We start from the raw sequence: 25,863 nt of genomic DNA, 5'->3' as shown, positions 1-25,863 counted from the left end.
GCAATGCAGGGGTTTAATACACTGCTCGGGCTGACGATCGTCGGCCCTTCCGAAGGGCGGTTTATCGTCGAACTGGATGCCGACGAACGCCATATGCACGATTTGGGTCAGGTCCATGGCGGGGTCTATCTGGCACTTGCCGATACCGTGATGGCGCGCGCCGCGCGCGCCCGGATCGATGCAGATGAATATGTGCAGACCGTGGATCTGCGCACCAGCTTTCTGCGTCCGTGTTCAGGGGGCCGGATTATTGCCAGCGCCGCAATCATACAATGCGGCCGACGGTTCGTTTTTGCCGAAGCAACGCTTGAAAGCGACACAGGAAAAATTCTCGCCACTTCCTCGGCATCCATAGTCAGAAGCCGATTCTAGCGACCGCTGGCTAGTCGAATTCCGCAATCTGCCCCGCGCCATTAAGCGAATAGCTGAATGAATCGTCTGGATAGCGCAGCATGGTTGCATTCCAGTTCTCCCAATCCGCCTTGAGTTCGGCGAAAAGCTCGGGCTGATGTTCTGCAAGATTGGCGCGTTCCTGACGGTCGCGCGACAGGTCGAACAAATATTCATGGCCGTTGATGCTCATCCATTTCCACCGGCCGAAACGGATCGCCTTTTGATCATTGGCTTTGTGACGCCAATAAAGTCTGCGGTCGACCGGCTCAGCAACGCCAGTTATCTGTGGCAGAATATCGATTCCGTCAGTGTGATAGCGGAGATTGGGCGTGACCCCGGCGGCGGACAATAGGGTCGGCAGGAAATCCATCGACATGGCCGTCTGTTGGGAAACACTACCCGGTGCAATCCGGCCCGGCCAGCGGATGAGCAAAGGCACGCGAATTCCGCCTTCCAGCAGATCGCCCTTCATCCCGACAAAAGGCCATGTGTAGGAAAAACGCTCGCCGCCGTTGTCGCTCGTAAACACAACAATTGTATTGTGGGCCTGCCCCGCCCTGTCGATGGCATCGAGCACCCTTCCTACGCCGCTATCTAAAGACCGCACCATGTTCGCAAAGGTTTCTTCGCTTCCGCCGTCATGATGGAGGAGATAGCGGATATGGCGCGCGGCTTCTTCGTCCTCAGGCCCTTCCCAGGGCCAGTGCGGCGCGGTGTAATGCAGGCTCATGAACAACGGCACCTGATCACGTGCGGCAGCGGCGATGTCGGTGGCTGCACGGTCCGACAGCAGGTCAGTCAGATAGCCATGGCGTTCGATGATCTGCTGGCCCTCATAAAGAGCGCTACCGCCTGATCGGTCGATCTGGTCGCTATGGTTGAAATAATCCGCATAGCCGAGCCGGACGCCAAAAAAGCTCTCATAGCCGCTGAGGGTGGGTCCATAGTCAGGCAGGGAGCCCATATGCCACTTTCCGATCAGGCCCGTGCGATACCCGGCCTCGCGGAAAAAAGAGGCGATGGTCGGGTGTTCCGGCGGCAGTCCAACAGGCTCGGGCTCCGCTCCAATCGGTTCCTCAAGGCCGCCGCGCAGTCGATATTGATAGCGACCGGTAGCGAGCGCAAAGCGGGTCGGTGAACAGACCGAGGAATTGGCATAGCCTTCCGGCAAAATAACGCCATCGGTTCCAATGCTGTCGATATGGGGCGTGGAATATTCGGTTCGGCCCAACAGGCTGATATCACTGCAACCGAGATCGTCGGCAAGAATGAAGATGATATTGGGCGGACGCTGGGGCATGGTTGCTTTTGCGCTACTCGCAGAAACCGCGAGCGCACCAACGCCAGAAATAAACTGTCGCCTGTTGAAATGCATGCTGCTTTCTCCACATTATCCAACCCTTCTGGATCGGGTATTCACTTTTGCCACAGATATTCTGCTATCCCTTGGCTGCTATGTGGAAATGTTTTGGCAGACGTCACATTCTCGACAACTCGCATTTGGTTGTTTTTTCGCTTCGATTAACTGCGATCGGCCATCACCTGTTCGAGCTGCCGGGGCTTACGCTATGTTTTTTATCCGCTCGCCCTAATCGGATTTGTCTCTCAGTTTGAGTCGCAGCCATCCATAATCTTTTAGTGCTGATCAACGCATGGTCATCCAACCAATGCCAATCATGCGCCTTGGTCGGTTTGATGCGATTATTCCCCAATAGGCCTACCAACCGAGCTTATTCTTCAGAATCAAGAAATTGTCTACGGACAACCGATGGAGGGTTGCGAAGGGGTTTCGTCATATTCCTCATGCACAATTTCACAGTGACTGACGGAACCACCCAGGATGGCTCCGTCGTGTCGGTATCAGGAACCGGATACAGCCGGTGTGGCCGATGCCGCCTCGATACGTGCGATCTGATTCTCAATCGACAGCTTCAATTTTTTAAGTTCGCGGATCTTTGCGGAATCTGGATCGGGCGACTTATGTTTTTTTGCTATCTGGCGATCAATAACGTCGTGCTTTTTCCGGAGCCGACGAAGAAATGATTTGGACATATTGTCCTCCGTTATAGTCGAGATGTTCGATAATATTAATCTGTCTGACAGGGGCTGCCGGAGAAGAAAGGTCTCGGTAGCCCCTGTCCTGTGGACCAAAGCGGTTAAGCCATTTTTGTTTGTCCCGATTTCATATTGCCCGGTATTTTCCGCTGGAGCGCACCGGATACGCTATTATCCACTTCGGAAACTGCCTTTTGCTTTTTGGGTTTTCTCGGTTCCCGGTTTCCTGATCTATTCTTCTTTCCCATTTCATTATCCTGTCAATTAAGTTCATATCAAAGAGCCGCTGGCTCCTGCGGATATGCGCCTGATCCGGATGGCAGCGCCCATTTCCGGATCAGGCCAGAGCAATCGGTTCGGGTGGATAAGATCGCATTTTTCTGTAGTTCATTGTTGATATCTCCAGCATCAGGTCGAAGGCCTGTTACTCGTCGGTGATCGCCACCCGAGATTCAGGATTCCTTCTCATCGCCTGCATCACATATTCATGCTCGTCTGGATCAAGGCCATTATCGAGACAGTTATGGAAACAGCGAATATACCCAGAATGAGACGAAACTGGCCTTCGCCAAGGGAGGGTGTCCGCGAAGAAATCTGCGCAGCACGATTCCGATGTGCTGCTATATCCTGTATCATTTTCTAGTCCTTTTAGCGCGCGACCAACGACGACCAGCTTGCACCAGTCCGTGTACTGTCAGCGCAATACGCCAGCGGAAAGCTCTGCAAAAAATGCAGCATTTGCTTTCGACATATTGGTTGTGAAGATGCAGCCGGCTTATCAAAGGCCTTGGGCTGCGGCTTGCGTCAAAGACGCCTATCCCCGGTGCCGGGAGATTCTGGTCTCCCGATCGGGGCGGGCTAGAGCGTTAGCAGTTTTTCCATGCTAGCAAGCCAGAGAGATGATGGTTTCTTAGCCATGCCGACAAGATAGGACTGGGAATTTTTTAGTCAAGCCGGGTTCCGGAATATAACCCAACGCGATACGACCATCACGAATAATGCTGACAGCTTGACTGATGGAGTCTAAAATCGGTTGATGTACAAAATCCTGACCAGAAAACATAAGCCCGATATCGCCATTGATTTCGGCACGGCCAACACTCGTATCATGACAGCGGCGGAGGGGATCGTTTTTGACGAACCATCTCTTTGCTGTTTTTCCGGTGGAACAGGCAGGAGAAAGAGGGTTGCTGCCGGAATTGAAGCTAAAAAAATGCGGGGCCATGATTCGGCAGACCTCACTATCGTTCGACCACTTAGTTATGGGGTTCTGAACAATATCGACGCCGCGCGCATGTTTCTGGACTATGCCATTCGCTCCAGTATCGGCAGACCGCGCAGAGGTGGTTTGACCGCCACCATTGGCGTTCCGACCGACGCCACGAGCGCCGAGCGTAACGCCCTGATGACCGCCGCAAGGGATGCCGGCATATCTTCGATCAAGCTGGTCGATGAAACCATTGCCGCTGCCCATGGTGCGGGCATAGAAATCGACGGACCGACCGGTGCCATGATTGTCGAATGCGGCGCGGGAGTTACGGAAGCCGTCATCGTTTCTCTAGGTGGTCTGTGCGAACGCGCCGCTATCCGCAAAGGCGGCGATAGCATGGACCAGTCGATCAGGGACCATCTCCATTTCAGGCATAAATTCCTGATCGGTCAGAATATGGCGGAACAGACAAAGCTCGAACTGGTCGAGAAGATGATCGCCAACGCCACTGCAACCGGGTCGATCAATGTAAAAGGACAGAATATGGCAAACGGTCTGCCCGAGACACGGTCGATCCCGATTCAGGAACTCGCTGCTCTGGCCCGCAAACATATTGATGCAATTGCCGATATGTCAGCCAATCTTTTGGGCAATACCGCACCCGAACTGTGTGACGACATCCATTCCAACGGAATCATATTAACCGGCGGCAGCGCGGCAATCAATCTGATCGGACAGACATTGACGGACAGAATTGGCGTTCCGGTCGCCGTCGCCGATCAATCCCAATCCTGCGTCGCACGAGGGCTGCACAGCGCAATGGTCCACTAGCGCGCAAACCACGATTCCGTTGGATTGACAATAGAAGCATGCGTCACCATAGTTCGCCAATGGCCATGACCATTCCTCTTGGGCGATATCGCCACCTTTCGGGACAGCTCGCCGCAGGAAGCTGACCCGGATCCGCGCTATGGGCCTCGACAGAATGAGGTCGCAAAACGGGGTCCGGGATTTTCACAATCTAGATTGAGAGAAGAATTTCGCGTTTCGCGTTGCTTCCCAGCCATTTTTGAAAAGAATCAATATCATGAAAAACACAGATATCAGTCCGGACGCGGGGCGTCCGGTTATCCACATGATCGACCGTGAAAGTGACGCGATCGAGGCATTCGCGATGGCGATGGAATCCCGCAATCCGAAAGTAGCAGAGATGCTCTATGAAGAGCTTGGTCGCGCAATACTGCATAGTGCGGATGATATGCCGGACAATATTGTAACGATGAACTGCAAAGTCGAATTTGTCGACGAGACCAGCGGTCTCCGGCGGACGGTCAAGCTGGTCTATCCCAAGGATGCGGATATTGAAAATGATCATCTTTCCATATTGACACCGATGGGCGCGGGACTGATCGGGATGGTCGCGGGTGAGACCATTGCCTGGCCGGACCGGAGCGGAACCGAACGGATATTGCGTATCGTCAATGTAACCCCACCCGATGATGTGAATATAAACCCGAGTTGAAATTATGGAGAAAGAACTTGTTCGCTATCGATGCATCGCCGATGATGGCCGATGCCTTGATGTTATCGAATATCAGCATTTCAGGATAGTCGACACGGACAACGGTGTTCGGCAATATCCCGGCGCACGCAGGCTGGTGACGGCAAATGATGAAGCTGTTCGCTATATCGACAAGGAAACGTTTGAAATAATTGACACGGGCGAACTGGTTCGTCGACAGGATTGAACCGGTACATAGCTGCCAATGGCTCGGCGGCGAATAGTGGACTGAAATGGGCGGGGGAAAGAATGATACGATTTGTGGTGCCGATACTGCTCGTGGCAGCGGCAATCCTGCTGGGTCTTTTGCTTCCGGCAAATCCTTGGGCTATTTGGCTATTGGCCCCCGTTATCATTCTTCTCGGTGTCGCTGCCTGGGACTTGTTGCAAACCAAACACACATTGCGACGCAACTATCCCGTAATTGCGCACATTCGGTGGTTTTTTGAAGACCTCCGCCCTTATTTGCGCTCCTATATTGTAGAAAGCGATCTCGACGGCAGACCCTTTAATCACAATGACCGAGCACTGGTATATGCCCGGGCGAAGGACGATAATTCGTCGCATCCCTTCGGCACGGAGTTGAATGTCTATTCCGAAGAATATGACTGGCTCAACCATTCGATCGTGCCCAATGAAAGGGCCGCCGAGGAATTCCGTGTCAATGTTGGTGGCCCGCAGTGCAAGAAGCCTTATTCAGCTGCGATTCTGAATATCTCAGCGATGAGCTTTGGTTCCCTTGGGGCAAAGGCTATCGAGACCCTGAATCTGGGTGCCCAGCAAGGCGGATTTTACCATGATACCGGTGAAGGAGGCTTCAGTCCCTATCATGCAAAACATGGCGGCGATATCGTCTGGGAAATCGGTAGCGGCTATTTCGGATGCCGCACCGACGATGGCAATTTCGATCCCGAAAAATTCGCACAGACCGCCTCTCTAGACCAGATAAAGATGATCGAGATCAAATTGAGTCAGGGCGCCAAGCCGGGACATGGCGGCATGCTCCCTGGTGCAAAGGTTACCGCGGAAATCGCCGCAACGCGCCATATTCCGGTTGGCAAGGACTGTATTTCACCCGCTGCCCATACAGCCTTTACCACCCCGCTCGAAATGCTCGATTTTGTCGAGCAGCTCCGTACTCTTTCCGGCGGAAAACCGGTCGGTATCAAATTATGTGTCGGTCAGCCGCACGAGATTTTTGCGGTGATGAAAGCGATGCTGCAAAGCGGCATCAAGCTCGATTTCATTGTTGTCGACGGCGGTGAAGGCGGAACCGGTGCCGCACCGGTTGAATTGTCCGACCGGGTTGGGATGCCGCTCCGCGAGGGCCTTATTCTCGTCAACAATGCGCTGATCGGTGCCGGACTGCGCGGCGATATCCGGCTGGCAGCATCGGGCAAGGTAATTAGCGGAGCCAGCCTCGCAATGAACGCGGCACTGGGCGCGGACTGGTCCAACGCCGCCCGCGGCTTTATGTTTTCGCTAGGCTGCGTCCAGTCCTTGCAATGCCACACCGGCAAATGTCCGACCGGAATCGCGACGCAGAGCGCATCACGGCAGCGCGGTCTGGTGGTTGAGGACAAGGCTGAGCGCGTCTCCCGGTTTCAGCACCAAACAGCAGTGGCCTTGCGCGACATCGTGGTTTCCATGGGGCTCGATACCCCTTCGCAAATCCGTCCGCACCATCTGCATGAACGGCTGAACGCGGTCAAATCCAGTTCGATTGATCAGATTTATCCGTTCCTGAAAGCCAACGCCCTGATCGATTCGCCGGAAGCCACGCCCTATGCCCGCTTCTGGGCAGCAGCACAGGCAGAAAGCTTCAGGGCGCTGGCAGATATACCCCAGACCAGTTACGAATGAGAGCGCATCATTGCGCGTCTTCTGACGGATCTGACGAAAAAATATCCGAGTTGCGTAACCTGAATATCCGCTACGGAAAGCGACCGAAATCGATAGACCCGATATCAAGATGATCGCTTCAGATATCCCAGCGACAAAAGCGTGATTCCAAATCGTTAATCTTTGTGATATTTGCTCCACTTGCCCAATAATCACGGTTCGTGATCGCACTATACCCCAATGCTTCGCCACGAAAGCATGGTTTTTAGGAGAAAAAAATGTCTGTCGTAACCACCGAAAAGCATGACAATATTCTGGTCATTGTCTCGAACAATCCTCCGGTAAATGCTCTCGGCGCAGCGGTTCGACAGGGGCTGGTCGATGGTATTGATGAGGCTCTCTCAAACGACGAGATAGAGGCGGTGGTAATCCGCTGTGATGGACGAACGTTTTTTGCCGGTGCCGATATCACCGAATTTGGCAAACCGATGAAGGGGCCCAATCTACTCGAAGCCATTGATCGGCTGGAAGCCAGCAGCAAGCCAGTTGTCGCGGCGATCCACGGGACCGCTCTGGGCGGCGGCTGTGAAGTTGCCCTGGCCTGTCACTACCGGGTTGCAGTACCGTCGGCAAAAATGGGGCTGCCCGAGGTCAAATTGGGTCTGATTCCGGGCGCCGCCGGAACCCAGCGCCTGCCGCGAGTGGTTGGCGCGGAAGCGGCATTGCCGATGATCGTGATCGGCAATCCAATCTCGGCGGCGAAAGCACAAGCCATCGGGCTGGTCGACAAGATCGTGGGTGAAGACAGTCTCGCCGACGATGCGATCGCATTTGCGCGCGAGAAAATCGGCAAGGAACCGCCTCGCTCTTCCGAGGGTACGGCCAATGAAGATGGTATCAAGAACCCCGCCATCTTCGATGAATTCCGGCAGAAGAACGGGCGCAAGATTCGTGGTTTTGACGCACCCGAAGCCGGCATTCAGGCGGTCAAGGCCGCAGGCGAATTATCCTATGCCGACGGCGTGAAGAAAGAGCATGAGCTGTTCATGAAGCTGATGACCGGCACGCAGTCGGCGGCCATGCGTCACTATTTCTTTGCCGAACGTGCGGCCAACAAGATTGACGGAATCGATCCCAAAATCGATCTGATATCTATCAAGAAAGTCGGGATTTTGGGTGCCGGTACAATGGGCGGCGGCATCGGCATGAACTTTCTGTCCGCCGGCATTCCCGTGACCATCGTCGAGCTGAAAGAGGAAGCGCTGGATCGCGGCGTCGGTGTGATCCGCAAAAATTACGAGAATAGTGCCAAGCGTGGCCGGATGACCGAACAGCAGGTCGAGGATGCGATGGGCATTTTGACCCCAAGCCTGTCCTACGACGACCTCGCCGATTGCGATCTGGTGATCGAGGCGGTGTTCGAGAATATGGATGTCAAAAAGGAAGTGTTCACCAAGCTTGATGCGAATGTGAAACAGGGTGCGATACTTGCCAGCAACACCAGCTACCTCAATATCGACGAGATCGCCGCGGTGACCAAACGCCCCGAATATGTTCTGGGCCTGCACTTTTTCTCGCCGGCCAATGTGATGAAATTGCTGGAAATCGTGCGCGGCGAGAAGACAGCAGACGATGTCCTGATGACGGCGATGAAGCTGTCGAAGAAAATCGGCAAGGTCGCGGCCGTCTCAGGTGTCTGCCCCGGCTTCATCGGCAACCGGATGCTGAGCCCGCGTCAGGAACAGGCCAATGCGTTGCTCATGGAAGGCGCCAATTACTGGGAAGTCGACAACGTCTTGCTCGAATTCGGCTTTCCGATGGGACCATTCCAGATGTCCGATCTGGCCGGCATAGATATCGGATGGCATCGCGATCCGGCGCGCATCGAATCCATGCGCGATGCCTTGTGCGCCGTCGGACGCTGGGGCCAGAAAGTCGGCAAGGGATTTTACGACTATGATCAGGCGCGTCAGCGGACGCCCGCTGATGAAGTCAAACAGATCATCGCCGAATTTGCTGCCAAGGCCGGCAAGCAGCAGCGCGACATTTCGAAGGACGAGATTCGCGAGCGGCTGCTCTATCCGATGGTCAATGAAGGCGCCAAAATCCTCGAAGAAGGCATGGCACAGCGTGCGAGCGACATCGATGTCGTCTGGATCAACGGCTATGGCTGGCCGCTTTACACCGGCGGCCCGATGTTCTGGGCCGATACGGTCGGGCTCGACAAGGTCGTTGCCGGACTGGAAAAGCACAATCTGCCGGTCGCCAATATGCTCCGGGACAAGGCGAGCAAGGGTGAAAAATTCAACGGATAGATTTACGTATATCGAATAGGAGAGAATAAATTGGCAACTCAAGCAATAGATCCACTGGAAAAGTGGACGCCCCCCCTTGGCTGGCCCCTGCGGTCGCGTGATGAAATCGAAACCTTGTTGTGCGCGCCGGGCCAGCCATTTGAAATGGAAATGGTCGACATTGACGGTGTCGAGACCCGTGTCTGGAAAAACGCGCACCCGAGTCTGGCCGCGCTGGCGGAACATGCCCGGGGCCATGGTGATGGCGAATTTCTGATATTTGAAGACGAGCGGGTCACCTATGCCAACTGGTATCGTGCTGTCGCGGCTCTTGCCGTCGAGCTTCAGAAAATCGGCGTTTCCAAGGGTGACCGGGTTTCCCTGGCGATGCGCAACCTGCCCGAATGGCCAGTGATCTTCTTTGCCGCAGCCTCAATCGGCGCCATTGTTGTGCCGCTCAATGCCTGGTGGACCGATCAGGAACTGGTGTTCGGACTGGAAAACTCGCAGACCAGCGTCCTGCTGTGCGATGCGGAAAGATGGGACCGGATTTCTCCCCATCTCGAAGAGCTGCCCGATCTCAAGCATGTCATCGTGGCGCGCAGCCAAGGCGAATTGGCCGCTCCGGTCCGGTCACTGGAATCGATTATCGGCCGACCGAATGATTACGGCGATCTTCCGGACCAGAAGCTCCCCGCGGTCGACATTGCGCCGGATGACGCGGCGACGATTTTCTATACCAGCGGCACAACCGGACAGCCGAAAGGCGCACTTGGCAGCCATCGTAACCTGACAAGCAATGCCGTTTCAGCTGGCTATGCCGGAGCGGTCACAGCATTGCGCCGCGGCAATGAACTGCCCGAACCGACCGTCCGGGTTGGCCTGACCGTGATACCCATGTTCCATTGCACCGCCTGTTCCGCAACCATGATGCCAACGGTTCATGGCGGCCACAAGATGATCTTCCTGCACAAGTGGGACACGGTCAAGGCGATGGAAATCATCGAACGGGAAAAGGTCAATGCAACGGGCGGCGTGCCATTTATTGCCTGGCAACTGATCGAACATCCGGACCGGGACAAATATGATCTGAGTTCGATCGATTCGATCAGCTATGGCGGTGCACCGTCGGCGCCCGAACTGGCGCGAAAAATATACGAGGTTTTTGGCGCTTTACCCGGCAACGGCTGGGGCATGACCGAAACCATGGCGTCGGTTACCGGCCATAGCGCCGAGGACTATCTCCATCGCCCGAGCAGTTGCGGACCGCCGGTGGCCGCCGCCGACCTGAAAGTCATGAGCGAGGATGGCAGCCGCGAAATGCCGGTCGGCGAGGTTGGTGAGCTCTGGGCGCGCGGGCCGATGGTTGTCAAAGGCTATTGGAGACGCCCCGACGCGACCGCCGAAACCTTCGTCGATGGCTGGGTCCGTACCGGTGATCTGGCGCGACTGGACGACGAGGGCTTTTGCTATATTGTCGACCGCGCGAAGGACATGATCATTCGCGGCGGAGAGAATATCTACTCGTCCGAGGTCGAGAATGTCCTCTACGATCATCCCGCCGTGATGGATGCCGCGTTGATCGGGATCGACCACAAGACGCTGGGCGAAGAACCGGCGGCCATTGTCCAACTAGCCCCCGGGAAAACAGCCAGCGAAGCGGAATTGCAGGAATGGGTCCGCGAACGGCTGGCGAACTTCAAAGTGCCGGTAAAGATATTGTTCCGCGCCGAAGGCCTGCCGCGCAACGCCAACGGCAAAATACTGAAGAAGGATTTGAAGGCGCTTTTCTAAAGCTCAATCGCTTTTCGGCGCCAGCCGGATCATCCCTTCCTGCACCGCCGAGGCGATCAAGATTCCGTCTTGCGTGTATAGTGCCCCGCGATTGAGGCCGCGCGTATGGCCAGTCCAGTCGCTGTCCATGACATAACAAATCCATTCGTCCATCCTGAAATCATCATGGAACCACATCGCGTGGTCGAGGCTGGTCGAGAATAATCCGGGCGTGGTCCAGTGTATCCCGTGCGGAATCATCGACGTTGAAAGCAACCCCATATCCGATGCAAAAGCAAGGGTAGCACGATGGACAAGCGGATCGTCAGGCAGCGGAGCAACGGCTTTTATCCACTGATATTGACGCGCAACGTCACTTTTCCCCTCCGGTCGAACGCTGCGGACATCAAATGGGCGCGGCATGCTCATCCGCTCGATATACTCGTCCGGGATCTGCGGGTTACGCGCAATTTGTTCCATCGCGCTCATACATTGTTCCGGCGGCAATACGTCCGGCATCTTTACTTGATGCTCCAGCCCTTCTGCGGGCTTCTGGAAGGACGCTGTCAGGTTGAAGATGACCTTGTCATTCTGCCGGACCACGACCCGGCGATTGGAGATGCTGCGACCGTCAAAGTCGCGGTGAACCCGGAAATGCAGCGGCTTCGTTTCATCCCCGGCGCGCAGGAAATAGGAATGGAGCGAATGGATATTCTTCTCCGCATCAACCGTGCGATCCGCAGCGACAATCGCCTGCGCAATTACCTGACCGCCAAAAATGCGTTCGCGGGCAGTTGAAGGCAGCGCCGGATAAGTAAACTCGTCGGCAGCTTCGGCCGTGAGATCAAGGGTAGCCAGCAATCCGGCGATCAACCGCTCCGCAGACACGGAAGAGCGATGTGCCAACGCCTGCGATAACCGGCGCTCGACTTGTTCTTCTGTTAGCTTTTCCAAAACTTGTTTTAATTCCTTATTAGGTACCAAGCCGCTGCGATCTGGCGCTCAGGGATATATCTCGAACAGACCGGCCCCACCCTGTCCGCCGCCAATACACATGGTAACCACGCCCCATTTGGCACCGCGACGCCGCCCTTCCTGCAACAAATGCCCTGCACAGCGCGTACCCGTCATGCCGAAAGGATGGCCGATAGAAATCGATCCGCCATTGACATTATATTTGTCGGGATCAATTCCGAGGCGGTCGCGACTGTAAAGACACTGGCTGGCAAAGGCTTCATTGAGTTCCCAGATATCGATATCATCAACCGTCAGGCCCTGGCGTTCGAGCAGCTTGGGAACGGCAAATACCGGGCCAATGCCCATTTCATCCGGCTCGCATCCGGCCACAGCCCAGGATACGAAACGGCCCAACGGTTCCAGTCCGCGGCGTTCGGCCTCTTTGGCTTCCATCAACACGACGGCAGCGGCGCCGTCTGACAATTGGCTGGCGTTCCCGGCCGTGATAAATTTGTCCGGCCCCATGATTGGCTGCAAACTGGACAGGCCTTCCAACGTCGTCGTCGGGCGGTTGCATTCGTCACGGTCGACCGTGTAATCGACGATGCTCTCCTCCTTGCTTTCCTTGTCGACCAGTTTCATTTTCGTCTGCATCGGCACGATTTCGTCGGCAAACAAGCCTGCCTCCTGGGCTGCGGCAATACGTTGTTGCGACTGCAGGGAATATTCATCCTGATATTCGCGGCTGACGTTGTAACGCTCCGCCACAATATCGGCAGTCTCGATCATCGGCATGAAGATCGCGGGGGCAATTTTCAGGATTTCTTCGTCGATGCTGCCTTCCGGTGCCCGGGGACCCTGCATCGAAATGCTTTCGACGCCGCCCGCGACAACGCAATCCGCGCCATCGCCGCGGATATGATTTGCGGCGATCGCGATCGACTGCATGCCGGACGAACAGAAGCGATTGACCGTTGCTCCGGCGGTTGTTTTGGGAAGACCGGCAAGAAGCGCTGCATTGCGGCCGATGTTGGGAGCGGCGTGCGCGACATTGCCGAATATGCAATCATCGACAAAATCGTTTTCAACACCTGATCTGGCGACCGCATGTTTGACGGCATGGGCCGCCATTGTCATCGGAGGAGTGATATTGAAACCACCGCGACCAGCTTTGGCAAGCCCGGTCCGGGCATAAGATACGATGACTGCTTCGCGCATGTAATTCTCTCCGTTGATAACCAAATATTTCACTATGTCTGGGTCATAATTGCACATGATGGCCTAGGTCTATTTCCGGTCTTGTCAAGGAAACGCCGACGCTGAAGGACTCCAGTTCGAGACAAAAGCCGTCAAGCAACAGCAGCACTCCCTGCTCTCCCGCGAACCGGGCATAATTATATCCTGCGCTTGTCCAATGCCTTCAGGATGAAGATCCCATATCTGAATGCCAGCGATGATTCATATCGCCTGGGGCTGGCAGGCACCTCGTGACCAGTACATCTCGCCAAAGGCCATTTTAAGAATGAATTCGTCCGGCGACATACTAACAAACTGCATGTTGAAAGCGGAAAGAGCCGGCAGGATCTTGATCGCATTGCCATCGATGACATAACTGCCCGGCTCATCGATTTCAGACATTCCACTAGTCTGATAGAGCAAGGATCCGTCTTTCGAGAAAATATAGTTGATCATTTCTTCGACCTTCTCGTCTCCCGCGACATAGTGTGTGTAGCACCACTGGCCCTCGAGATCGGCTGGCGCAATCACGGCTGCGTCAGCCGCTTCAGTGACGGTCGCTTCCAATGCTTCCTCGGAAGCTGCGCCGTTGTTTTCTGCTTGTCCACAAGCGCAAAGGATGAGCGGAAGCATTAGGGCTGTATGTAATTTCATGTTTATTTCCTGACGATTATCGAGATCAAAAATTTCTTCGGTTTGAGAACAGGCGCATCCAAACCTGCGCCTGATACGGCGACAGGTGCCTAGAATCCGGTGGCATTTTCAACACTGAGGGTCATCACGCGCTTGGCGCCTTCATCGCTGACATTGACAATGACATAGCCATGCCCGTTCCCGCTGAAGGCTATGCTGTCCGGCTTCGGTCTTTTCACCGGAAATGGTTCATATCCCGCCGCGGCCAGCCGCTCTTTATAAGATGACAGCAACGCGGTGGTGCTCATCTGCGTATTGCCGCGCAAGAGATAGGTCTCGGCCATCGGATTCATTTTCTGGCTTTGGGTCGGTTCAAAATCGGACGGAAGCCAGATATCCTCAGGTAGCCAATCCATATCCTTGGACAAAAATGCCGGCGGCGAATTCGTCGCGCTGATTTCCTGACTGCCATTATCAGTTGGCTCTGCCGGTTGGGGATCATCGGAACAGGCAGATGCCATCAAAATCGGTGTCGCCAACATCAAAGTCGCAAAGCTTTTGTGCATTTTCGGAATCCCTTTTGTGACGCTATTTTATGTTAAAAGGTGGCACAGCGTCTTTTGGTCAAAGCCGCTGTGCAACGTGATGATGCCCCGAACAATCTTTCGGACGACGGTCTGCTGACAGCCGCGCCGAGCAGGAACAGAAATCACAGTCAAGGCGCGAAACCGTGATCAGTCTCCGGATTTTGCAATCGATTCCAAAGCGTTGATATCGACCCGGTTGACGACAGCGCGCAAATCGTTGATCGAACCGGCAGCGCCATCGGCCTCGACATTGAAGCGGTCGCCGACAATCATGCTATAGCGACCATCCTGTCGTTCGCTGTCAAAGCGGATCGTTGTCATACGGCCATCAATCTTGCCCATCTTTTCGAACACGCTGCCATTCTGGCTTTCGGATTCCACGTTCAAGGCGTTACCCAGAGTGGCCAGACTGCCGGCGACGCCCAAATCGGTAATTGTCAGATCAATCCGATTGTCCCCTTCGCCATAGGAAGCCGAAGCACTGGATGCTCCAACCCCGCCGATGGACGAACCACTGCTCTTCGTGCTTGATCGGACAAGCCCACCCGGCAGTTCTCCCGGAAGCATCGCTGCAAGCTGTTTCGATGGCAAGGCCGTGGCTTTTCCGCTTTGCGCCCGTTCACTGGCAGCCGCCATTCTTTCGCTGGCTTCTTCCAGTTTGCCCAGATCGAGCGATCCGACACCAGGCACGTTTACGCTACCGGACAAACCGCCATCGCTGACATCGGGAACGGAGCTCGTCATAAGCATCAGCGGGGCGAGAATGAAACTGAAAATCATCCCCGCAATCGCTCCGACAACTACGATCGCCACGGTGTAGATGATGGCCTTGTCCTCCGGCGCCTTCATCATGATCGGGATGCCGACAAAAAGAAGATATAGCCCATATAGGCCCAGCACGGTGAGCATTCCCAGGCCCGGCACAAGCTGGAAAATTCCTGCAACCCATGCAGCGGTTGCGCTATATGCGGCCAGTTTGAAGGCATTGGTCCGATTGGCAACGCCGCCAAAGCGGGAGGCCAGAAAATCAATCACCAACGCCATCAGGAAAACACCGACGAGAGTAAATATATAGCTGATGACCGCCGTTGACAAAGACGAGAGGAAAGACGGCCGGTGGGTGATTCCGAAGAAACTGTTTCCAAATACAACGGCGTGGATGAATGCTGCAACCGGCCCAATGGCCGCCAGCGGCAGTACATGCGACTTATAGATATCAGCGATGCCTCCCGCTTCGCTTTCGATAACCGGCCATTCTTCGCGAGGTCGCAACAAGATTGCCTTCACTCGCTGCAATAACGATTCTACGCGTTTCTGTTCATTCATTTCACTGGCTCCCAAAATCCCGACCCTGGCAAAGAAATATCGGAAATCAGGACAAAGTAAAAGCCATTAATTCCGTAACTTATCCGGATGGATTCATCCTGCCCGTAAAAAGTCTGTTGCGGGATCACCGACAATCGGATTTCGGGGGCAGACCAGCTTCATATGCAATTCTTTGGAAACAGCCCCACGCGGGAGGCTTTGCAGAGGAATTACAATCTCAAGCGACCGCAGAGACCAACCAGACCTTCCCCTGCATCATCACGCCTTTTCCAGGAATATGATGGCGGGCAAAAACATCGGCCAGTTCCCGGCGGGCCGCTTCGACTATGGCCTCACCCTTATCGTTCAGCAAACGGCCCACCGCCATCGAGGTAAAGGCGAATTCAACCGCTTTTTCGGGCGTGGCACCGTGACCGCCAACCGGTTGCAGGGCTTCATAGGCAATCACGTCGACGTCGCTAAAACCACTATCGGTCAGGACCGAACCCAGATATTCGAGGTCTTCAAAGGCAAAGGGACCGGGTGCGCGGGGTTCCGCGGGCGGGATTTCGATGTGATTCCTGACGACACTCATCATCTCCATCATCCACAGATTATCACGCGGAGGTCCCCACACCGCCAGATCAATGCGCCCGCCCTTCCGGACAAGGCTGTGCAAATTGGAGAAGGCGCCGACGGGCTCCTCAAAAAACATACTGCCAAAACGAGAGAAAAGCCGATCATAGGGCGCGTCCGGCAATTGGACGACAGACGCATCGGCGCAGGTAAATTCGATATTGGTCGCGCCACTGCTGGCCGCGCGTTCCTGAGCCGTTGCGATAAGGTCGGGTGAAATATCGACGCCCATGACCTTGCCCAAAGGCGCTACCGCATCTGCAATAGCCATTGTTGTCGCGCCACCACCGCAGCCCAGATCAATCACGGTTTCGCCGGCCTGAAAATCAGCGCGAGCCAGTAATGCATCGCCAATTGGCGCGATCATTCCTTCGAACAAGGACAGGCTAGCCAGCCATTTCAGGCCCATTTCACCGGCCCAATCTTCCGGCTTCAATTCATCAGACTTCTGGTCTTGATTGAGCCTGTCGTTGCTCATGGCGCCTTTTCCTATTCTATAAAATTTTTGCAAACCCGGCCGTTCCTGTACCGGTCGTTCGATTTTCGGCTGATTTTTCTGGCATAGCCTCTACCAATGCTGCTGCCTTCATGACCTGCTGCGGGTCAGGCTCCTCCGTCAGCAAAGCCTCCATCGTTCGAATACACAGGCGCGCGGTATCGTTGGCGAGATCATACCAGATCTGCTTTCCCTCGCGCCGTGTTGTCACAACATCCGCCCGTCTGAGTGCGGCGAGCTGCTGACTGAGGGCCGGTTGGCCGATGTTTGTGGCTGCATCAATTTCGCTGACGCTGCTTTCCCCCCTCAGTAAGTGGGACAGAATCATCAACCTTTGCGGCTGCGCGAAAATTTTCAGCTTTTCCGTTGCGGCATCCGCCCGGTCGCGACTTTCGAAAAACGCCTTCACGGGGTTTTCACCGAATGACAAAACCAGTCATCGTCACGGTCGATGTCCTTTGCCGAGACCGGCGGGATCTCGAGCACGTCATCCCCGGGTTGCCACCCTTCTGGGATCAAAATGTTATTCCCATCAGCGAGCTGCAGAGCCGCCAGCATGCGGACCATCTCGTCAACGGAGCGACCGACATTGTGCGGATAGCAGGTCGTGGCGCGGATAACCCCCTCGGGATCAATAAAATAGCTGGACCGCATTGCTGCGGAATCGGCGGCATTTTCATCGATCATGCCAAAGGCGCGGCCGACGGCCATGCTGGGATCTTCAACAATCGGAAAGGGTATCGTGATGCCAAACCGGCCCTCGATCGCCCGCACCCAAGCCAGATGGGAATAAAGGCTATCGACAGACAGTCCCAGCAGGGCGCAGTCCATTGCTTCAAACTGAGCTTGATGGCGCGCCAAGGCAACAAATTCGGTGGTGCACACCGGCGTAAAATCGGCCGGATGGGAAAAGAAGATCAGCCATCGCCCACGATAGTCCGACAATTTGATCGGACCATGGGTCGTGCGCGCTTCGAAATCCGGCGCGCGATCACCGATACGCAATGAACCGGACTGTATCTTCAGTTCGTCTGTCATTAATTTCGACTCCTCCTGTGAATTGGCAGCAAGCGCATATTGACGCAACACCTATAATATATTACATGATTTATGTAAATGTGAATATAAGGATTTTTCTATGACTGATTCGACCCTGATTCATGCGACAGAACAAATTTCCCACGCACAACGCGAAATTCCTGTGATCAAGGCTTTTTTTGATCAACCGACCTTTACGGTGACCTATGTAGTGCATGACAAGGAAACAAAATGCGCCGCGATCATCGACAGCGTGTTCGATTTCGACCCGGCTTCCGGCCGGACCTCATTCGAATCCGCCGACGAGGTGATTGCCTATGTCAAGGAACAGGGGCTGACGGTCCAGTGGCTGCTGGAAACCCACGCCCACGCTGATCACCTTTCGGCTGCGCCCTATTTACAGGAAAAGCTTGGCGGCCAAATTGCGATTGGCGAACATATCGTGACGGTGCAGGATGTATTCGGCAAATTGTTTAACGCCGGAACCGAATTCCAGCGCGACGGGTCGGATTTTGATCATCTGTTCGCCGATGGTGACACGTTCAAGATCGGCAATCTTGATGTGACGGTCATGCATGTTCCCGGCCATACGCCTGCTGATATCGCCTATGTCATCGGCGATGCGGTCTTTGTCGGCGACACGATGTTCATGCCCGACTACGGAACAGCCCGGGCCGACTTCCCCGGCGGTGATGCACGCCTACTTTATCGGTCGATGCGGCGTCTGTTGTCGCTGCCCGACACCACTCGCCTGTTCATGTGCCATGACTATCTGCCGGAAGGCCGCGACGAATATGTGTGGGAAACCACGGTTGAGGAACAGCGGAAGAATAATATCCATGCCCATGACGGCGTGACCGAGGACGAATTTGTCAAAATGCGGACCGAGCGCGATAAGACGCTGAATATGCCACGGCTGATCCTGCCCTCCGTTCAGGTCAATATGCGGGCCGGCCATCTGCCGCCCGAGGAAGACAACGGCGTGCGTTACCTCAAAGTTCCGTTGAACGGCGTCTGATGCTCGCTGCATTTCCCCATGCCATGCCGCTGGAAGGGCTGATCGGCGGCCTGATGATCGGTGTTGCCGCCGCCGTGATGCTGCTGGGTCTCGGCCGCATCGCCGGAGTCAGCGGCCTCGCCGCGCGCGCCACCGGCATTGCTGACAGCGGAGCGCCGCGCGGCATAGCCATCGCCTTTGTTATCGGCCTGCCGCTGGGCGCGCTGATCATCTCGGCGATCATCGGCGGGATCGAGACCCGCTTTCCGCCCTCGGTCCTTCCGCTGGTCATCGGTGGATTGCTGGTGGGATACGGGACGCGGCTTGGCTCGGGCTGCACCAGCGGCCACGGCGTCTGCGGCATGTCGCGCCTGTCGCCCCGCTCCTTGATCGCCACGGCCATCTTCATGGCCAGCGGCTTTGTCACGGTCGCGCTGATGCGCGCAGGAGGCTTGTTATGAAACAGATTTTGGTAGCCCTTTTCGCCGGCGCCCTGTTCGGCGCTGGTCTGGCCTTCTCGGGCATGGCCGATCCGGCGCGGGTTCAGGGCTTTCTCGATCTCTTCGGTCGCTGGGACCCGACCCTTGCCTTTGTCATGGGCGGCGCGATGATCCCGATGGCTTTCGCCTGGATCATCCAGCGGCGGCTCGACAAGCCCTTTGCCGACGCGCATTTTTCGTTGCCCGGCACCACGCTGATCGACCGCAAGTTGACCATTGGCGCAGTGCTGTTCGGCACCGGCTGGGGAATCAGCGGCCTTTGTCCGGGACCAGGTCTGGCCGATCTGGCGATCAACCCCCTGCCCGCCCTGGCCTTCGTCGGCGCGTTGCTGGCAGGCATGATCATCCATCGGGTTACCAGTTAGCGAGAAACACGACCAAGAAGGAGGTCCAATGACGAGCAAGCCAGAAATCACGAAGTTGAACGACGCCATAAGCGTATCGCCGCAGCTCGAGCTTGGCCATGTCAAGGCACTGGCGAAAGCCGGTTTCAAATCGATCATCTGCAACCGGCCCGACGAGGAAGAAGGCGACCATCCCGATTCTGCCGCCGTGGCGGAGGCCGCGAAAAAGGCTGGCCTGCAGTTCGCATATGTCCCGGCCGTGTCAGGCGCGATCACCGATCAGGACGGCGAGAAAATGGCTTCCGCGCTGCATGACCTTCCGGCCCCGGTTCTCGCCTATTGCCGTTCCGGTGCCCGGTCGACAAAACTGACGGAGATGGCGCAGGCCAAAACGGCCAACACATCGTCGGCCGCGAAAAAATTCAATGTCGTGATCGTCGGCGGCGGCTCCGCCGGTATCGCGACGGCCGCCAGCATGCTGAAACGCAACAAGAAAATCTCGCTCGCAATTATCGAGCCTTCCGGTGACCATTATTACCAGCCCGGCTGGACCATGGTTGGCGGCGGCGCATTTTCCGCCGAATTCACCCACCGCAAGGAAAAGGATCTGATTCCTGCCCGCGCACAATGGATCAAATCCGCGGTCCGTTCTTTCGACCCCGAGAATAACTCCGTTGGCACCTCCGACGGACAGGAAATCGGCTATGACGTGTTGATCGTCTGCCCGGGTATCAAGCTGGACTGGGAAGCCATTGAAGGCCTGCCGGAGACGCTGGGCAAAAATGGTGTCACGTCCAATTACCGCTTCGATCTCGCGCCCTATACGTTTGATCTGGTCAAACATATGACCGGCGGAACAGCCTTGTTCACCCAGCCGCCAATGCCGATCAAATGCGCCGGCGCGCCGCAAAAGGCGATGTACTTGTCCTGCAGCAAATGGGAAAAGCAGGGCGTTCTGGGCAATATCGACGTGCAGTTTCACAACACAGGCGCGGTATTGTTTGGCGTGAAGGAATATGTGCCTGCGCTGATGGAATATGTTGAGCGCTATGACGTCCATCTCAATCTCGAGTCCAAACTGGTGGCGGTCGACGGCCCCGCGCAGATTGCCACGTTCGAACAGAAACATGGTGATGAAACCAAAAGGGTCGAGATAAAGTTCGATATGATCCATGTCGTCCCGCCGCAAATGGCTCCGGATTTTGTCCGGTTCAGCCCGCTGGCTGCCGAAAGCGGTTTTGTCGATGTCGATCCGGCCACCCTGCGGCACACGAAATATGCCAATATATTCTCGCTCGGCGACGCCTGCAGCGCGCCCAATGCCAAGACCATGGCCGCCGTCCGCAAACAGGCCCCGATAGTTGCCGTCAACGCGCTCGCCGCCCTCGAGGGCAGGCCGCCGGTGGCCGATTATGACGGCTATGGCAGTTGCCCGCTGACCGTCGAACGCGGCAAGGTCGTGCTAGCCGAATTCGGCTATGGCGGCAAATTGCTGCCGAGCTTTCCCAACTGGCTGATCGACGGCACACGGCCCTCGCGGCTGTCGTGGCTGCTCAAGGACACTATTCTGCCGCCGGTCTACTGGCACGGTATGCTCAAGGGACGGGAATGGATGGTCAAGCCGCACCGCATCGGTGCGGAATAAGCCGGCCCGATGAAAATTTCCCGCTATTTGCCGATCCTCGATTGGGGCAGTCACTATAACAGCACGACGCTGACCAATGATGGCGTCGCAGCCATCATCGTCACGATCATGCTGATCCCGCAAAGTCTGGCTTATGCCATGCTGGCGGGTTTGCCGCCGGAGATCGGACTCTATGCCTCGATCCTGCCGCTGATCGCCTATGCGATATTCGGAACCAGCCGGACCCTGGCGGTCGGCCCGGTCGCGGTGGTGTCGCTGATGACCCTGACCGCCGCCAGCGCCATTGCACCACCCGGCAGCGCCGACTTTATTGCCGCAGCCTTGGTATTGGCTTTGCTCTCAGGATTATTCCTCCTGCTTCTCGGCATATTCAAGCTCGGCTTTCTCGCCAATCTTCTCTCCCATCCGGTTGTCTCGGGATTTATCACCGCCAGCGGTATCATCATCGCGACCAGCCAGCTGAAATCGATTTTCGGGATCAAGGCGAGCGGCGCGGCCATGCCCGAACTGGTTACCACTATCGCCGCGACCATCGGCACCACCAATATTCCGACGCTGATCATCGGCGTCTCGGCCACCGCCTTTCTCTTCTGGGTGCGCAAGGGGCTGAAGCCGCTGCTGATGCGGATCGGTATTCCCGCGCGCCCGGCGGAGCTGCTGGCCAAGGCCGGGCCAATTGCCGCCGTTGCCGTTTCGACCATCGCCACGATAATGTTCGATCTGGAGGCCAAGGGGGTCAGCGTGGTCGGCGATATCCCCCAGAGCCTGCCGCCCTTCTCGGTTCCGCTGGTCGATCTGGACCTGTGGAAAACGCTGGCGATACCGGCGCTGCTGCTGAGCATCATCGGCTTTGTCGAATCCGTATCCGTCGGCCAGACGCTGGCCGCCAAGCGCCGCCAGCGGATCGATCCGGATCAGGAACTGATCGGTCTGGGTGCGGCCAATATTTCGGCGGCTTTCTCGGGCGGCTATCCGGTCACCGGCGGCTTTGCCCGTTCGGTGGTCAATTTCGATGCCGGTGCAGAGACCCCGGCCGCTGGCGCTTTCACCGCGGTCGGTATTGCCCTGGCAGCGCTGTTTCTCACACCATTGCTCGCCTCCCTTCCCATCGCCACGCTGGCCGCGACCATCATCGTTGCCGTGCTGAGCCTGGTCGACTTCAAGACGCCGCGGACGATCTGGCGCTATTCGAAAATGGACTTTGCCGCTATGGCAGCGACCATCATTGTCACCTTGCTCGCCGGAGTCGAACCGGGCGTGATCGCCGGTGTCGGTCTCAGCCTTGCCCTTTTCCTGTGGCGCAGTTCGCGTCCTCACGCCGCGATTGTCGGACGCGTGCCCGAGACCGAGCATTTTCGTAACGTCAATCGCCACAAGGTTTTTACCGACCCCCGCATATTGACCATCCGTATTGATGAAAGCCTGACCTATCTCAATGCGCGCTGGCTTGAAGAATTCATCCTCGAACAGGTCGCCGAGCAGAAAAGCGTGCGCCATGTCATCCTGATGTGCTCGGCGGTCAATGAAATCGATGCCTCGGCGCTGGAAAGTATCGAGGCGATCAACCACCGGCTCAAGGATGGCAGCGTTTCGCTCCATCTGTCCGAAGTCAAAGGTCCGGTGATGGACCGTCTGAAACGATCGCATTTTCTGGAACAATTGTCGGGCAAAGTCTTTCTTTCGCAAAATGAAGCTTATTCTGCTTTAATTGCAATTGCAGACAAGGAAGACAAAGCCGACGATACAGTCGATATTTGGAACGCAAGAGGCATGATATGATAGAAAATGATCTCGCCATCAATTTGGCACGGACGCAATTTGCCTTTACCGTCAGCTTCCACTTTCTATTTCCTGCCTTCACCATCGGTATCGCCAGCTATCTCGCAGTACTGGAAGGACTTTGGCTCAAAACAGACAAGGGCGTCTACGCCAATCTCTACCGCTACTGGCTGAAGATATTCGCCGTGGTCTTTGCCATGGGCGTGGTCTCGGGGATCGTCATGTCCTACCAGTTCGGCACCAACTGGTCGGTCTTCTCCGACAAGGCCGGCCCGATCATCGGCCCCCTCATGGCCTATGAAGTGCTGACCGCCTTTTTCCTCGAAGCCGGTTTTCTCGGAGTCATGCTGTTCGGGATCAACAAGGTCGGTCGCAAGCTGCATTTCGTCGCGACGCTGGCCGTTGCCATCGGCACATTCATCTCCGCTTTCTGGATCCTGTCGGTGAACAGCTGGATGCAGACGCCGGTCGGCTATGCGATCAATGACGTCGGCCAGTTCGTGCCCGCGGCGGGCTGGTGGGATATCGTCTGGAATCCCAGCTTCCCCTACCGCCTGGTGCACACAGTGCTGGCCGCCTATCTGACCACCGCCTTTGCGGTCGGCGCGGTCGGGGCCTGGCATCTGCTGAAAGACAAGACCAATCCCGGCGCGCGCAAGATGTTTTCCATGGCAATGTGGATGGCGGCGCTGGTCGCTCCGACCCAGATATTCATGGGCGACCTGCACGGCCTCAACACGCTGGAGCATCAGCCGGCAAAGGTAATGGCGATGGAAGGCCATTATGACAGCCATCCCGATGGCGCGCCGCTGATCCTGTTCGGCATTCCCAACAGCGAGGAAAAGCGGGTCGACTATGCCATCGAGATACCCAAGGCCTCGTCGCTGATCCTGAAACATGACCTCAATGCGCCGCTGGCCGGGCTGGACACGATTCCCGAAGCCGACCAGCCACCCGTCGGCATCGTCTTCTGGGCGTTCCGGATCATGGTCGGTCTCGGCTTTGCGATGCTCGGCATCGGTCTCTGGAGCCTGCTCGCTCGCGCGCGCAAGAAGCTTTACGACTGGACCTGGCTGCACCGCGCCGCGCTGGTGATGGGGCCGTCGGGCTTCATCGCCGTGCTCGCCGGCTGGGTAACAACGGAAGTCGGTCGCCAGCCCTTCACCATTTATGGCCTGCTGCGCACCAGCGAGAGCGCCGCGCCACTGGACGCCCCGGCCGTCGCGATGTCGCTGCTCGCCTTTGTCGTCGTCTATTTCATCGTCTTCGGTGCGGGCATTGTCTATATCTTCAAGCTGGCGGCGAAAACGCCCGAGGCCCACGAACCGGCGCCCGATGACGCGCCGATCCGCTCGGCCGGCATCACCCCGGCTGCGGCGGTGCTCGAAGGGGATCATGAGGAAGGAGCAGCGTCATGAACGGGTTCGACCTGACCGTCATATGGGCGGCAATCATTGCCTTTGCCGTGGTCGTCTATGTGATCATGGATGGCTTTGATCTCGGCATCGGCATCTTGTTTCCTAATTTCAAGGTCGGAACGGACCGCGACACGGCGATGAACAGCATCGCGCCGGTCTGGGATGGCAATGAAACCTGGCTGGTTCTTGGAGGCGGCGGATTGCTGGCCGCTTTCCCGCTTGCATATGCGATCATCCTGCCGGCCCTTTATGCACCGTTGATCGCCATGCTGCTGGGTCTGGTGCTGCGCGGCGTGGCCTTCGAGTTCCGCTGGCGCGATCCGTCGCACCGGGCGCGCTGGGACTTCGCCTTTACCGCCGGATCGGTGATCGCGACCTTTGCGCAGGGCGTCACCCTCGGCGCCCTCTTGCAGGGCATCACGGTCGAAGGCCGCGCCTATGCCGGCGGCTGGTGGGAATGGCTGACCCCGTTCAGCATATTGACCGGCTTTGCCCTGCTGGCCGGCTATGCGCTGCTCGGCTGCTGCTGGCTGATCTGGAAAACCGAAGGCCCGCTGCAGCGCCAGTGCTACAGCTATGCCGGCCGGCTCGGCATATTGCTGTTGCTCGCGATCATCGCGGTCAGCGCCGCCACGCCCTTTCTCGAGGAAGAATATTATACCCGCTGGCTCGCCTATCCCGGCGTTATCGCCACAGCGCAGATCCCGCTGGCGACGCTGGTCATTTCAGTGCTCTATTTCCGCAGCCTGTCAAAAAAGCAGGAAGCCGCGCCCTTCTTCTATGCGCTGGGTCTGTTCGGCCTCAGCCTGGTTGGCCTTGGCGTGTCGATGTGGCCGGATGTCATTCCCGGCCGGATCACCATCTGGGAAGCGGCGGCTCCCTACGAAAGCCAGCTGTTCATGCTGATCGGCGCGGGCATCATGGTGCCGGTCATCCTTGCCTACACCGCCTGGGCCTATTGGGTATTCCGCGGCAAGGTCGGATCGGACGGATATCACTAATGGCTTTTGATCCGCTCTCGAGTGACGGCAAAAGCGCCGACGGCGCGCCCTTGCCCAAGCGCCTGCTCTGGATGCTGGCTTATTGGGCAATGGGCGTAGCGGTCGTCGGCACGGTCGGCTATTTTATCCGATTCTGGATCAAGACCTGAAAAGGACGCGGGAC

Annotated in this window: 25 protein-coding genes; 15 read left to right on the top strand and 10 right to left on the bottom strand. The window is 56.5% G+C overall.

The window, feature by feature from the left end:
* The first annotated feature begins 3 nt into the window (after positions 1-3).
* Complete coding sequence (locus tag ACN0VD_RS07315; RefSeq protein WP_417593169.1) at positions 4-372, top strand: PaaI family thioesterase; 369 nt, start codon at positions 4-6, stop codon at positions 370-372.
* Between the two features lie 10 nt (positions 373-382).
* Here the strand turns inward: ACN0VD_RS07315 and ACN0VD_RS07310 are convergent, their stop codons facing one another.
* Together ACN0VD_RS07310 and ACN0VD_RS07305 are read right to left on the bottom strand one after the other, a co-directional pair.
* Positions 383-1,768, bottom strand: coding sequence for a sulfatase (locus ACN0VD_RS07310; protein ID WP_417593167.1), 1,386 nt, complete (start codon positions 1,766-1,768; stop codon positions 383-385).
* A 485-nt stretch (positions 1,769-2,253) separates the two neighbouring features.
* The gene (locus ACN0VD_RS07305) at positions 2,254-2,445 is read right to left on the bottom strand and encodes a YdcH family protein (protein ID WP_417593165.1); all 192 of its coding nucleotides are present in this window, start codon (positions 2,443-2,445) and stop codon (positions 2,254-2,256) included.
* 1,039 nt (positions 2,446-3,484) lie between these two features.
* Between ACN0VD_RS07305 and ACN0VD_RS07300 the strand changes: the two genes are divergently transcribed.
* The 6 genes from ACN0VD_RS07300 (at position 3,485) to ACN0VD_RS07275 (ending at position 11,149) form a co-directional block, all read left to right on the top strand.
* Positions 3,485-4,489: a rod shape-determining protein gene (locus ACN0VD_RS07300; RefSeq protein ID WP_417593163.1), complete on the top strand. Its 1,005-nt coding sequence runs from the start codon at positions 3,485-3,487 to the stop codon at positions 4,487-4,489.
* Between the two features lie 256 nt (positions 4,490-4,745).
* A complete protein-coding gene (gene rnk, locus ACN0VD_RS07295; protein ID WP_417593161.1) occupies positions 4,746-5,180 on the top strand; it encodes a nucleoside diphosphate kinase regulator in 435 nt (144 codons plus the stop codon).
* Between the two features lie 4 nt (positions 5,181-5,184).
* Positions 5,185-5,406 (top strand): hypothetical protein, encoded by a 222-nt coding sequence (locus ACN0VD_RS07290; protein WP_417593159.1) that lies wholly within the window; start codon positions 5,185-5,187, stop codon positions 5,404-5,406.
* A gap of 62 nt (positions 5,407-5,468) precedes the next feature.
* A complete protein-coding gene (locus ACN0VD_RS07285; RefSeq protein ID WP_417593157.1) occupies positions 5,469-7,082 on the top strand; it encodes an FMN-binding glutamate synthase family protein in 1,614 nt (537 codons plus the stop codon).
* 257 nt (positions 7,083-7,339) lie between these two features.
* Complete coding sequence (locus tag ACN0VD_RS07280) at positions 7,340-9,376, top strand: 3-hydroxyacyl-CoA dehydrogenase NAD-binding domain-containing protein (protein ID WP_417593155.1); 2,037 nt, start codon at positions 7,340-7,342, stop codon at positions 9,374-9,376.
* Between the two features lie 30 nt (positions 9,377-9,406).
* Positions 9,407-11,149: a class I adenylate-forming enzyme family protein gene (locus ACN0VD_RS07275; protein ID WP_417593153.1), complete on the top strand. Its 1,743-nt coding sequence runs from the start codon at positions 9,407-9,409 to the stop codon at positions 11,147-11,149.
* 3 nt (positions 11,150-11,152) lie between these two features.
* Here the strand turns inward: ACN0VD_RS07275 and ACN0VD_RS07270 are convergent, their stop codons facing one another.
* The 8 genes from ACN0VD_RS07270 to ACN0VD_RS07235 form a co-directional block, all read right to left on the bottom strand.
* Positions 11,153-12,082, bottom strand: a complete 930-nt coding sequence (locus ACN0VD_RS07270; RefSeq protein ID WP_417593151.1) for an acyl-CoA thioesterase — start codon at positions 12,080-12,082, stop codon at positions 11,153-11,155.
* A 48-nt stretch (positions 12,083-12,130) separates the two neighbouring features.
* On the bottom strand, positions 12,131-13,303 hold the full coding sequence (locus ACN0VD_RS07265) for a thiolase family protein (protein WP_417593149.1): 1,173 nt from the start codon (positions 13,301-13,303) through the stop codon (positions 12,131-12,133).
* A 240-nt stretch (positions 13,304-13,543) separates the two neighbouring features.
* A complete protein-coding gene (locus ACN0VD_RS07260; RefSeq protein ID WP_417593147.1) occupies positions 13,544-13,975 on the bottom strand; it encodes a hypothetical protein in 432 nt (143 codons plus the stop codon).
* Between the two features lie 89 nt (positions 13,976-14,064).
* Positions 14,065-14,520 (bottom strand): hypothetical protein, encoded by a 456-nt coding sequence (locus ACN0VD_RS07255; RefSeq protein ID WP_417593145.1) that lies wholly within the window; start codon positions 14,518-14,520, stop codon positions 14,065-14,067.
* A gap of 168 nt (positions 14,521-14,688) precedes the next feature.
* On the bottom strand, positions 14,689-15,867 hold the full coding sequence (locus ACN0VD_RS07250; RefSeq protein WP_417593143.1) for a Yip1 family protein: 1,179 nt from the start codon (positions 15,865-15,867) through the stop codon (positions 14,689-14,691).
* Between the two features lie 217 nt (positions 15,868-16,084).
* On the bottom strand, positions 16,085-16,960 hold the full coding sequence (locus ACN0VD_RS07245; protein ID WP_417593141.1) for a class I SAM-dependent methyltransferase: 876 nt from the start codon (positions 16,958-16,960) through the stop codon (positions 16,085-16,087).
* A gap of 16 nt (positions 16,961-16,976) precedes the next feature.
* Positions 16,977-17,387, bottom strand: a complete 411-nt coding sequence (locus ACN0VD_RS07240) for an ArsR/SmtB family transcription factor (RefSeq protein ID WP_417593139.1) — start codon at positions 17,385-17,387, stop codon at positions 16,977-16,979.
* The gene (locus tag ACN0VD_RS07235; protein ID WP_417593137.1) at positions 17,384-18,016 is read right to left on the bottom strand and encodes a peroxiredoxin; all 633 of its coding nucleotides are present in this window, start codon (positions 18,014-18,016) and stop codon (positions 17,384-17,386) included. Before ACN0VD_RS07235 ends, ACN0VD_RS07240 begins: the two co-directional genes overlap by 4 nt.
* A gap of 100 nt (positions 18,017-18,116) precedes the next feature.
* On the opposite strand from ACN0VD_RS07235, the gene ACN0VD_RS07230 reads away from it, so the two are divergent.
* The 8 genes from ACN0VD_RS07230 to ACN0VD_RS07195 are packed head-to-tail and all read left to right on the top strand — an operon-like array spanning position 18,117 to position 25,849.
* Positions 18,117-19,034, top strand: a complete 918-nt coding sequence (locus ACN0VD_RS07230) for an MBL fold metallo-hydrolase (RefSeq protein WP_417593135.1) — start codon at positions 18,117-18,119, stop codon at positions 19,032-19,034.
* Positions 19,034-19,474 (top strand): YeeE/YedE family protein, encoded by a 441-nt coding sequence (locus tag ACN0VD_RS07225; protein WP_417593133.1) that lies wholly within the window; start codon positions 19,034-19,036, stop codon positions 19,472-19,474. The genes ACN0VD_RS07230 and ACN0VD_RS07225 overlap by 1 nt, the downstream gene beginning before the upstream one ends.
* Positions 19,471-19,878, top strand: a complete 408-nt coding sequence (locus tag ACN0VD_RS07220; RefSeq protein WP_417593131.1) for a DUF6691 family protein — start codon at positions 19,471-19,473, stop codon at positions 19,876-19,878. Before ACN0VD_RS07225 ends, ACN0VD_RS07220 begins: the two co-directional genes overlap by 4 nt.
* A 28-nt stretch (positions 19,879-19,906) precedes the next feature.
* The gene (locus ACN0VD_RS07215; protein ID WP_417593129.1) at positions 19,907-21,502 is read left to right on the top strand and encodes a TIGR01244 family sulfur transferase; all 1,596 of its coding nucleotides are present in this window, start codon (positions 19,907-19,909) and stop codon (positions 21,500-21,502) included.
* A 9-nt stretch (positions 21,503-21,511) separates the two neighbouring features.
* Positions 21,512-23,281: a SulP family inorganic anion transporter gene (locus ACN0VD_RS07210; protein ID WP_417593127.1), complete on the top strand. Its 1,770-nt coding sequence runs from the start codon at positions 21,512-21,514 to the stop codon at positions 23,279-23,281.
* Positions 23,278-24,699: a cytochrome ubiquinol oxidase subunit I gene (locus tag ACN0VD_RS07205; protein WP_417593125.1), complete on the top strand. Its 1,422-nt coding sequence runs from the start codon at positions 23,278-23,280 to the stop codon at positions 24,697-24,699. The genes ACN0VD_RS07210 and ACN0VD_RS07205 overlap by 4 nt, the downstream gene beginning before the upstream one ends.
* On the top strand, positions 24,696-25,700 hold the full coding sequence (gene cydB / locus ACN0VD_RS07200) for a cytochrome d ubiquinol oxidase subunit II (protein ID WP_417593123.1): 1,005 nt from the start codon (positions 24,696-24,698) through the stop codon (positions 25,698-25,700). The genes ACN0VD_RS07205 and cydB overlap by 4 nt, the downstream gene beginning before the upstream one ends.
* Positions 25,700-25,849: a DUF2474 domain-containing protein gene (locus ACN0VD_RS07195; protein WP_417593121.1), complete on the top strand. Its 150-nt coding sequence runs from the start codon at positions 25,700-25,702 to the stop codon at positions 25,847-25,849. The genes cydB and ACN0VD_RS07195 overlap by 1 nt, the downstream gene beginning before the upstream one ends.
* The last annotated feature ends 14 nt before the right edge of the window (positions 25,850-25,863 follow it).

This window comes from Parasphingorhabdus sp., assembly GCF_048267785.1.
Taxonomy (GTDB): domain Bacteria; phylum Pseudomonadota; class Alphaproteobacteria; order Sphingomonadales; family Sphingomonadaceae; genus Parasphingorhabdus.
Note: the sequence above shows the minus strand (reverse complement) of the source record. Positions and strands in the feature narration are given on the sequence as shown.